This window comes from Nocardia sp. 852002-51101_SCH5132738 (assembly GCF_001665695.1).
In the GTDB taxonomy this organism is placed as follows: Bacteria; Actinomycetota; Actinomycetes; order Mycobacteriales; family Mycobacteriaceae; genus Nocardia; species Nocardia nova.
In genome coordinates this window covers 1-9589 of record NZ_LZML01000015.1, presented here as the reverse complement: position 1 = coordinate 9589, position 9589 = coordinate 1, and the positions used below count along the sequence as shown (strand labels likewise).

Annotated in this window: 9 protein-coding genes; 3 read left to right on the top strand and 6 right to left on the bottom strand. The window is 64.1% G+C overall.

The window, feature by feature from the left end; genetic code table 11:
* The 3 genes from A5789_RS01750 to A5789_RS01740 all read right to left on the bottom strand — a co-directional run.
* Positions 1-1247 (bottom strand): type I restriction endonuclease (locus A5789_RS01750; protein ID WP_197516531.1); only part of this gene is annotated, 1247 nt, incomplete at its 3' end.
* Complete coding sequence (locus tag A5789_RS01745; protein ID WP_064906978.1) at positions 1244-2482, bottom strand: restriction endonuclease subunit S; 1239 nt, start codon at positions 2480-2482, stop codon at positions 1244-1246. The genes A5789_RS01745 and A5789_RS01750, both read right to left, overlap by 4 nt.
* The gene (locus A5789_RS01740; RefSeq protein WP_064906977.1) at positions 2479-4224 is read right to left on the bottom strand and encodes a class I SAM-dependent DNA methyltransferase; all 1746 of its coding nucleotides are present in this window, start codon (positions 4222-4224) and stop codon (positions 2479-2481) included. The genes A5789_RS01745 and A5789_RS01740 overlap by 4 nt, the downstream gene beginning before the upstream one ends.
* A 487-nt stretch (positions 4225-4711) precedes the next feature.
* Between A5789_RS01740 and A5789_RS01735 the strand changes: the two genes are divergently transcribed.
* Positions 4712-4981: a hypothetical protein gene (locus A5789_RS01735; RefSeq protein WP_155525653.1), complete on the top strand. Its 270-nt coding sequence runs from the start codon at positions 4712-4714 to the stop codon at positions 4979-4981.
* Between the two features lie 138 nt (positions 4982-5119).
* Complete coding sequence (gene ligD / locus A5789_RS01730; protein ID WP_227462824.1) at positions 5120-6163, top strand: non-homologous end-joining DNA ligase; 1044 nt, start codon at positions 5120-5122, stop codon at positions 6161-6163.
* 95 nt (positions 6164-6258) lie between these two features.
* Here ligD and A5789_RS01725 read toward each other — a convergent pair whose 3' ends face one another.
* The 3 genes from A5789_RS01725 to A5789_RS37160 form a co-directional block, all read right to left on the bottom strand.
* Positions 6259-7152, bottom strand: coding sequence for a hypothetical protein (locus A5789_RS01725; protein ID WP_193615499.1), 894 nt, complete (start codon positions 7150-7152; stop codon positions 6259-6261).
* Between the two features lie 48 nt (positions 7153-7200).
* On the bottom strand, positions 7201-7947 hold the full coding sequence (locus A5789_RS01720; protein WP_193615498.1) for a helix-turn-helix domain-containing protein: 747 nt from the start codon (positions 7945-7947) through the stop codon (positions 7201-7203).
* A gap of 181 nt (positions 7948-8128) precedes the next feature.
* Positions 8129-8404, bottom strand: a complete 276-nt coding sequence (locus tag A5789_RS37160) for a hypothetical protein (RefSeq protein WP_064906972.1) — start codon at positions 8402-8404, stop codon at positions 8129-8131.
* Between the two features lie 256 nt (positions 8405-8660).
* Here A5789_RS37160 and A5789_RS01710 point away from each other — a divergent pair, with 256 nt between their 5' ends.
* A complete protein-coding gene (locus A5789_RS01710; RefSeq protein ID WP_064906971.1) occupies positions 8661-9404 on the top strand; it encodes a helix-turn-helix transcriptional regulator in 744 nt (247 codons plus the stop codon).
* Positions 9405-9589 lie beyond the last annotated feature (185 nt).

Genomic DNA, 9589 nt, shown 5'->3' with positions numbered 1-9589 from the left:
TCGAGCGCGAACGGGAACGTCTGCACCGTCACCGCGATGATCAGCTCCCCGTTCTTCAACGCGGTCGCCAGCAGCCCCGATTTCGACTTCGCACCCGCCTTCCGGACGTCCTCCGGGCTAATAGTCGCAACGATCTTGCCCGACCCGTCGATCTGCCGTATCGCATCCTGCAGCTGCCCGTCGAGCACGGTGCGGTCCACGACCACGATCACCGAATCGAAGACCTTCTCGTCGTCAACGTGCAGCCGCGCTAACCGGTGCGCGGTCCAGGCGATGGTGTTCGTCTTCCCCGAGCCCGCTGAGTGCTCGATCAGATAGCGCTGCCCCACCCCCTCCTCGGCTACCGCGGCCACAATGTTCGTCACGGCCTCCCACTGGTGAAACCGCGGGAACAGCATGCTCGTACGCCGCACCGACGTCCCGGTCGCGACATCCCACTCCTGCTTGGTCTCCACGATCATCAGCCGGCCGATGATGTTGAGCCACGCGTGCTTCTCCCAGACCCGCTCCCACAGGTACGCCGTCGCCGACTTCCCTTCGGCACCGGGAGGGTTGCCCGCGCCACCATCGTGACCGGTGTTGAACGGTAGGAAATGCGTCTTCTCGCCCTCAAGCCGGGTGGTCATCGCGGCCAGGTCGTTGGAGACCGCGAAGTGAACCAGCGCCCGATGCCCGAACGACAACAGCGGCTCCGGCCGCCCATTGGTCAGCGGATGCCGGTCCTTGCGGTACTGGTTGATCGCCTCATCGAGAGACTGGGTGAAATCGGTCTTCAACTCGACGGTGGCGACCGGGAGCCCATTGATGAAAAAGACCAGATCGATGCTGCGCCGATCGGCGGTGGAGAAATGCACCTGCCGCATCACCCGCACCCGCATCGCCGCGTACTGCTCGTTGCTGGTCGCGTTCAGGCTGGTCTCGGGGCGAAACTGCGCCATCTTCAACCGGCCACCGCCGATGTACTGCACCCCGCTGCGCAGGATGTTCAGCGTCCCACCGCCGTGCTCGAGGGGCTTGTCGAGCGCCGTGGTCAGCACATCGAGGAACTTCGTCTCCGATCCTGCTGCCTTCAACGCTTTCTCATATGCCGCCTGCTGCGTCGCGTTCAGCCAGGCGAACAGGTCCTCGGGAAAGAGCGCCCGCTCCCGGTCGTAGCCGGTGCTGTCCGCCGAATAGAGCCACCCGTGGTCGGCCAGGTAGGCGCAGATCTCGGATTCGAAGACGACCTCGTTGTGACTGGCCCTCACCGCATCTCCCGTACGTCGATCTGCCCAGTCACCGCCGCCGTGATTAGCGCCGATCGCCGCTCCTTGGAGAGTTCGATGAAGTGCACTGTCTCGACAATGAGCCTGTCGATCTTTGCGGTCTTCTCGTATAGATCGCTGGCGATTCGTCGCTGCTCTTGCACATCTGGGAGAGGTAGACGCACTTTTCGGATCGTTGTCTGGTTGAGTCCGCTCACGGTCGCCCCGACCGACCAGTACTCAAGTTGACTATGGGCCTCTGGCGACTGGAGAAACCACCACAGATAATCCGGCACTGTCCCTGAGCTTAGTCGCAGGGCCATAGTGTCCGACCCGCAGACGTAGCCCGCGCTTCGTTTGTCCACCAGCGCAGATTTATCGACCTCGCCCTTACGTCCAAGCACGATGTCGCCTACTGCAAGTCTGTACCGCGCGAGGTCTTCTGCCTTCTCCGGCGTCACCGTTGTAGAGTCATCCGGGACGATGACTCCTCGCTGAATGTGGGTCGGGTTGATTACAGGCACGCCGCCGACGACATATTCGTCAGCAGACAGTTGCGTCCCGAAAGGACCTGTCTGCGCGTACTCGATCACCTGCCGTAGCGGGGTCTTGGCAGCCTCGGCGAATTCCGCGGCGATCTCCGATTCCCGCCGTTCGCGAAGCATCTCGATCAGGCGCTGCTGCTCCTCGATAAGCCTGTCGATGCGGGCAGTTTCGCGGTCAAGGTAGTCGGCGATGGCGCGTTGCTCGTCAGGGTTTGCGAATGGGATGCGAAGGGCCCTGAGCTTTTCGGCGGTGAGATGCGGAATCGTTGATCCGTTGCAGACCAGGTCAATGATGCCAGCGTCACGGTAAGCGCGAAGCACATAAGCGAGATACCGCGTGGACCAGGCGCCGATTGGGCGCACTCGGTTCACTGTCTTTTGGAATGACCAGCCCGGCATGTCGTGGTCAAGGACCGTAGTTGTTCCAACGGCCCCACCTTCGACAACTAGCAGATCACCACGGCGTAAATCGAGACGGGCTGCTTCGCTTTCCGAGAAGGGCATCTCGTTGATGTCAGCCAGTCGTAAACCGTCGTCCTGGATGTTCGCAGCTCGAATGTAGGGGAGAATCGTGTGCGAGTCATCGACAGTTTTACCGGCGTCGAGCATCTTGCCCAGCGTTACGGAGTAGGCGATGCCGATCGGCACTCGCTCGGTCTGATCGTTGTCAAACGGGTTGAGTGTGACCGTCATTTCTCGACCTCGCGCAGCAGGTCGATGATCTTGGCGACCTGCTTCTCCAGGTCGGCATCGATCTCAGCGAGGGGGCGGGGCGGGACGTATTTGTAGAAGTGGCGGGTGAAGGGGATCTCGTAGCCTGTCTTGACCTTGGACCAGTCGATCCAGGCATCGGGAACGTGCGGCTTCACCTCGGCGTCGATGTACGCCTGGATGACCTCAACTTTGCTGGCCGCGCCGGCGGTCGAGCCGCCGTAGGTGAAGGGGACGTTCTCGGTGTCGCGTTTCTTCGAATCTGCCTTGAGCTTGCCCTTGCGGTCCACGACCGGCTTTCCGTCCTCGTCCAGCAGTGGACGTTCGACGGTGATGGTCCAGTAGCCGAACTCATCGTTGCGGAGCACCTTGGAGTAGTCCGGGTCGGCATCGGTGAATTCGCTGTACAACTTGAGCACCTCGGCGCGGTCCGCGGAGCTGAGTTCGCGGTTCTTCGCGCCGAGGTTCTTGCGCATCTTGGTCCAGAACGATGAGCCGTCGATGAGCTGGACGAGACCCTTGCGGTCGGGGTGCTTGGTGTTGTCGAGGATCCAGATATAGGTGGCAATGCCGGTGTTGAAGAACATGTTGGTCGGTAGCGCGATGATCGCCTCGACCAGATCGTTTTCCAGCAGCCACCTGCGGATGTTGGAGGGGCCGGACTCGGCGGCGCCATTGAAGAGCGGCGAACCGTTCATCACGATCCCGGCCCGGCCGCCGCCGTCCTCCGGCGCGCGCATCTTGTGAGCCAGATGGAGCAGGAAGAGCATCTGTCCGTCGGAGGTCGCCGGGAGGCCGGGCGCGAATCTGCCGTAGGGGCCCGCTTCATCGCGCTCTTTCGTGACCGGCTTCGCGTACTGCTTCCAGTCGACGCCGTAGGGCGGATTGGACATGCAGAAGTCGAACTGGCGGCCCCTGAACGCGTCATCGGTCAGGGTGTTGCCGAAGGCGATGTTGGTCGCGTCTTGGCCCTTGGCCAGCAGGTCGGACTTGCAGATCGCGTATGACTGCGGGTTGTACTCCTGCCCGTACAGGCTCAGTTTCGCGTCGGGGTTCTGCGCGAGCAGGTGCTCCTCGGCCAGGGCGAGCATGCCGCCGGTGCCCGCGGTGGGGTCGTAGAGCGTGCGGACGATGCCGGCCTCGGTCAGGTCGGCGTCTTTCTCGGCGAAGAGCAGGTCGACCAGCAGCCGGATTGCGTCCCGCGGGGTGTAGTGGTCACCGGAGGTCTCGTTTGCTGCCTCGTTGAATTTGCGGATGATGTACTCGAACGCATCACCCATGTCCGCGTTGGAGACGACGTCCGGATGAAGATCGACACCCTTGAACGACGTGACGACCTCTCGCAGCAGCTCCGCCTTCTCCAGGGCAAGGATTTCCTTTTTGAAGTCGAAGTACTCGAACACGTCGACATCGGGTGAGAACCGGTCGATGTAGTCGGCCAGGTTGTCCGCCAGCCCGTCGGCGTCTTGGAGGAGGTTGGCGAAGGAGTAGTTCGAGGTGTTGTAGAACGGTCGGCCAGTCGCCTTCTTGACTTCGATCTTGAGCCGGTGCGGGTTGTCGTACTTTGTCGCCAGCGCGCGCACTGTCTCTCGGTCGGGCTCAAGGATGCAGTCGAGTCGGCGCAGGATCGTGAGCGGGAGGATCACGTTTCCGTATTGGTTGGGGCGGTAGGGGCCCCGAAGTTGGTCGGCGATTGACCAGATGAAACTACCGAGGGTGCTCACCAAGGCTCCTTACGAGGTTCACTCGACGATCGAATGTTGGACGCCCAGCGCGAGCCCGTGCGGTGCGCGCCATCCGTACAGGCGGCGCACAGTCTGCAGCAGCCAGCGCGTCCCAAGAACATCATCGCGCATCATCACGCTCCACCTGCCATGAGGTCGGCAGAGGCGACGAGCTCAGCAGACAACGAATGCGGTGGAGTTTGTCGCCGTGAAAACTTTGGGGCACAAGGGCGATCACATCACGGTACGTTGTCGTTAGCGAGTCGGGGCGCTTCGGCCGGCCAGATCACCCAGGGGCGACGCAGCGTGGTGGCCCCCATGGAGGCGAAGCCGACGGGGGACCGTGCCGGTGTGCTTTGTCGCGGTCGCGGGGCCGCCGTCGTTGTTGCCCCACCGCTCGATGCGATCAACTACCGCGAATACTTCGCCGATACCCTCGGCTATCCCGCCCAAGCCTTGGCGCAGGAGTGGATGACAAGCTCAACCGATGCCCGTTGCGCCGCGCACCCGGATCCGGTTGAAGTCGCGCGCCGGCCTGGCCGCCGGTGACCGGATCGGCTATGTCGCCCCTGCCGGGCATGCCGCGGTGGTCCGCACCGACTTCGACCACGCCTCCGGCGAACTCGTTCAGATCTGGTCGAAAACCCCACCTACCGGCGGGACGGATTGGGTCGTTGTGTGGTGGCCAGGCAACCACTGGACATGGGAACGCGAAGCCGACCTCGAATTCGTCGACACCGACCAAAACCCCACATAACTCATCTGCCCGCTCGCCGGACCCCTGACCGTCCCACCCTCACGAAGTAGGCCCGTTGCGTTCGCTGCCCAAAGGCGCGCCACTGCAGAAGGCTTCGCTGTTCAAGCCTCGATCTGGCGGCCCCGAGGCGGGTACGAGGTGTGGCGCACTCCGGCGGCCGTTCGATTTGATGCTGTACGTTTGCTGGTAGGTCGTTTGTGGTTAAAGGGAGCCTCTGATGGCGGCGACGCAACGGTGATCAGGCTGCCGCGATACGCGGCAATGCTGGCGGCTCCTGGAGAGTTGCCCAGCGACGATGAGGGCTGGGCTTTCGAGATCAAATATGACGGCATCCGGGCGGGCGGTTATGTCACCGACCGCGTGGAGCTTGTCTCGCGGAACGGCAACGACATCACCGCAGCATGGCCCGAGCTGGCCGATTTGGCGGGCCAGCCGCCGTTCGTACTCGACGGCGAGATCGTCGCGTTCGTCGAAGGGGTGCCATCGTTCGAGGCGCTGCAGCCCCGCATGCATCGGCGCGGCGCTGGCGCGATCGCCGAGATGGCCGTGGCGGCGCCCGTGACCTTCGTGGCGTTCGACTTGTTGCATGTCGGTGACCGGACGCTGATCGAGCTGCCTTACGTGCGGCGTCGTCAACTGCTCGAGCAGTTGGCCTTGCCGGGGCCGCGGTGGCAGATATCGCCTCGCTTGAGCGGCCGGGGCCCGGACTTGCTGGCGCGCTCGCAAGCGCTCGGTTTGGAGGGCTTGATCGCCAAGCGTCTGGATGGCCGCTACCTGCCAGGCCGCCGCAGTCCATCCTGGACCAAGATCAAAAATCTGCGCGTATCGGAGGTGATCGTGGTCGGGTGGCGGCCCGGGGCCGGAAGCCGCTTCGGCCGGATCGGTTCGCTACTGGTGGCCGTACCCGACCATGATGGGAATCTCATCTGGGCGGGCAACGTCGGAACCGGGTTCACTCGCGCCAGTCTCGCTGATCTGGCTACGAGACTGACTGCACTCCAACGGGATACGCCCCCGGTCGTGAACAGCGCTGCCGCGCCGGAGGCGAAGTGGGTGCATCCTCGGTTGGTCGGAGTAGTGGCCTTCACCGAGTGGACTCACGCGGGGATACTGCGGCATCCGTCGTGGCGTGGATTGCGAGACATCGATCCCGACCAGATCCGACCGCCGGATTGGAAATAGGCTACCCAGCACCAGCGCCGGGTGGAGGCGACTGACCTCGGATGCGATCGGCCGCTCCTGTAGAGGGCTCACGGTGCAGACGGTCGTACTGGTCGTCACCGGATCCGGAGGGGAGCCAGTGCCCAGGTGCCGAAGGCGTGACTGATGGTGAGGACGATCTGGTCCGGTGCGGCCCCGTCTTCGAGATAGCTTTGTAAGTTCAGCAGATTGTCGGCGGAGTGCACGTGAGCGAAGTCTGCGACATTATCGGCGTAACAGAGATTGTGGTCGAGGCCGGCCGACAAGGTCATGAACCGTAGCGCTTCGGTGTTGATGTTGTTGGTGATCACCTGCCGGATCTGGTCGCGGTCGATGTTCGCGCGTCGCAGCGCGTCGTCGACGAGGCCGATCAGGGTGCGGCGGGTGAGCGCGGCGATGGCGTCGGGGTTGGTGGCGGCGCGAATGAGCTGATTGGTGGCGGTGACGGTGGTAAGGATTTCGATGCGCGCGGGTTCGGTGGTGACGAGGCAGGATGCGGCGCCGTCGCTGACGACGGAGTTGACTTGACGGAGCAGGCGCTGTTCGGGTGTGGTGCAGGCGTCGGTGGTCACCAGCAGCACGGTGCGGGCCTCGCCGGAAGCGACGAGGGTGCGGGCCAGGTGCAGGGCGGTGCCGAAGTTGGCGCATTCGGCGGCCGAGACCCCGATCGGTGTGGCGTGGCTGAGGCCGAAACGCTCACTCAGTTGCAGGAGTTCGGTATTTTCGATCTGGCCGAACCCGATGGTGGAGGAGGCGAGCATGAGGATGTCGACCCCGGACGCCGGCGTCCGCGCGTGGTCGAGCGTTTCCGCAATACAGACGGCGGCCATGTCGATGGGCGAGTCGCGAGCGTGCCGGTAGGTGGCGAGGCCGACCTCATGTAGGGCATCGACCAGTCCTGGCTCGGCGGAAATGGGTTCGATATCTGTGATGGGCCGCGGGTCGCCGGTGGTGTGAGCTATTCCGGTCATGAAAACGCGCATGGTGTTCTGCCTTGGAAAGTGTTGTGACACTGACGGTTATCTGCATTCCGCGCTGGCTTTGCTGATGGCGTAGGCGACGAGGATGGCGTGCGGGCTGTGGAATTCGCTGATCTGCAATGAGATAGCGACCGGACCGCGAGAACGGCTGTGCCGCAATAGGACCGGTTTGCCGGGCGGGCGGCCATAGCTGACTGTGGTGGGGTGTGTCGTCCAGAGTTCGGCGAAGTGCGGGTTGGCGGCCAGGGTGTGCAGCAGGGCGCGGGCGTGGTGGCTGCGGCGGTAGGGGCCGATGGCTGCGCGAAGCGCGGCGACGACGTGAGGTGCTTCGTCATCCCAGTCGACGACGAGTTCACGCGCGGCTGGCTGGAAGAACCACAGGACGATGTTGTTGGCGGCCTGACGGATGCCGGGCAGCGCGTCATAGAGCCGGTCGCTGGCGGTGAGTACGGTCGACAGGGGAGTGGTGTAGGCGCAGATGATGTGGGAGGCATCCAGATAGGCGAGGTGGGCGTTGACTTCGGGTGTTGCGATCTGGTGCCGGAGTTCGTCGTCGGCCGGAAGGCGCTGGGGCGGGTTCCACAAGTCGTAGGTGTGGCGACGCTGGGCGGGATCGAGGTCGTAGCCCCGTACGATCCTGGCCAGGGTGTCGATGGTGGGAACGGACCGCCCGTGTTCGATCTTGAACAGGTAGGCCGTGCTGATCCGGGCGCGAGCGGCGGCGATCTCGCGTGACCAGCCACGCTCCTGGCGTAACTGATCCAGCCAGAGGTGCAGGTCCGGCATGTCCACCCGCGCCGCTGCGCGGGCGCGTCGGGTACGTCGGGGCGGGTGTCTGCCGTCTGTGTGGCCGCGTACTCGGTTCACCCGCCTGTCTCCGTCTCTCCCCGACACCGTCTCGACCGGATCTGACATATGAATTCTCATAGCGTTCGCGCGCATTCGACCGTGACCGATCACTGGTGTTTCAACGACGCTCGTTGGTGTCGGTGCGGTGGCGAGCGCTGAATTCTGCCCATGACGTGGGTGGTTTCTTGGCGGCGAGTAATTCGGCGCGATCGCGGAGCATGCATTCGGTGCGCAGCTGCAGGGCGAATTGCCGGACGAATGCCGCCAATTCGAGGTCGTCGGCGGTGTCTGCGTAGGTCTGGATGAGATGAGCGGCATCGCTGACCTGCGACGCGACCCTATAGCCTCGGTCGAGGTCGGATGACAACAACTCCCGGCGCTCTGGACTCATCATTCAATTCCCTCCCGCATTGCGCCGTAGGCGCTTTCGAACCAAATTCGTTGCACGACGGCATGCCTCGACGCTGTGGCAGCCGAAACGCATATACCCCTGTGTATTCATGACCGGAGTCACACCGGATTGTGTGGTTGCGGCCTGTATGCGCTTGCGATCTAGCTCTAGCATTGTGGGCACAGTGCAGGGGGTCAACGGTTGCAGCGGGGACAACTTGTGCCCGGTGGCACCACACGATCGGTGGGGAGGGAAGCCCATGACAATACCGGCGAGATTCAGGAACCTCGGTGCGTTCATCGAAAAGCGCAGGAAGCAACTGGGATTGGACCGGCTCCAGCTGGGCCAGCAGGTCGGGCTGGCGGCGGACACGATCAAGAAGATAGAACTCGAGAGGCGTCCGCTTGTCGACGACAACATTCGAAAAGTGTTGGCAGCCTTGGAAGTCCAGGACAACAACGTCCGCCTTCTTCTGTCGGCGCGGGAGGGACGGCTGCGGTCCGACGACAGTGCACCCTGTGATCTGGAGCTTCGCGCTATCGAGGCGATCACGGTGCCGGTGTTCATCCTCAACACGGTCATGGGCCGCATCGTGGCCGCCAACCAGGCGTGTGAGTCGTTGATGCATTTGCGCGCCGGGGTGAGCATCTACGAGTGGCTGGTCGCTGACCCGTGGACGCGGCAGCTACTCGGGCAGGACTGGCGCACGATCGCCCACGGCCTGATCTGGGGTGCCGCGCCACTGATCGAGTGCGTGATGCCCGACGGTGAGCGCGAGCGGCTGCTCGAGGTCTGCAGCCGTGTGCCGGAATGGGAGACGTTGTGGACCACGCGCCCCGCCACCGCCGACTTCATCTACGGCGCCCGCATGACCAACCCCAGGACGGGAGACACGCTCGACTACTCGTTCACCGCGTCTGAGTTGCGGTTTCCGCCCCGGGTCGGGTGGTGGCAGGGCCAGCTCACCCCCGCGGGACCAGAGTGGGCACGGGTGAGTGCATGAACGTGGCCCGGGAGGGAACAGGCGGACACCTGGCGGTCTTCCCTCCGGGCCACGCCCGCCCGTGACGCGCACCGTCACGGGGGTCCGGGGCGGGGCCGCCCGCGGGGCGGCGGCGGGGGGGGGGGGGGGGGGGGGGGGGGGGGGGGGGGGGGGGGGGGGGGGGGGGGGGGGGGGGGGGGGGGGGG

Coding starts and splice junctions, on each gene's coding strand:
- A5789_RS01745 (WP_064906978.1), bottom strand. CDS start 2,482: ATGACGGTCACACTCAACCCGTTTGACAACGATCAGACCGAGCGAGTG.
- A5789_RS01735 (WP_155525653.1), top strand. CDS start 4,712: ATGCCCGTTGCGCCGCGCACCCGGATCCGGTTGAAGTCGCGCGCCGGC.
- A5789_RS01725 (WP_193615499.1), bottom strand. CDS start 7,152: ATGACCGGAATAGCTCACACCACCGGCGACCCGCGGCCCATCACAGAT.
- A5789_RS01720 (WP_193615498.1), bottom strand. CDS start 7,947: ATGCCGGACCTGCACCTCTGGCTGGATCAGTTACGCCAGGAGCGTGGC.
- A5789_RS37160 (WP_064906972.1), bottom strand. CDS start 8,404: ATGATGAGTCCAGAGCGCCGGGAGTTGTTGTCATCCGACCTCGACCGA.
- A5789_RS01710 (WP_064906971.1), top strand. CDS start 8,661: ATGACAATACCGGCGAGATTCAGGAACCTCGGTGCGTTCATCGAAAAG.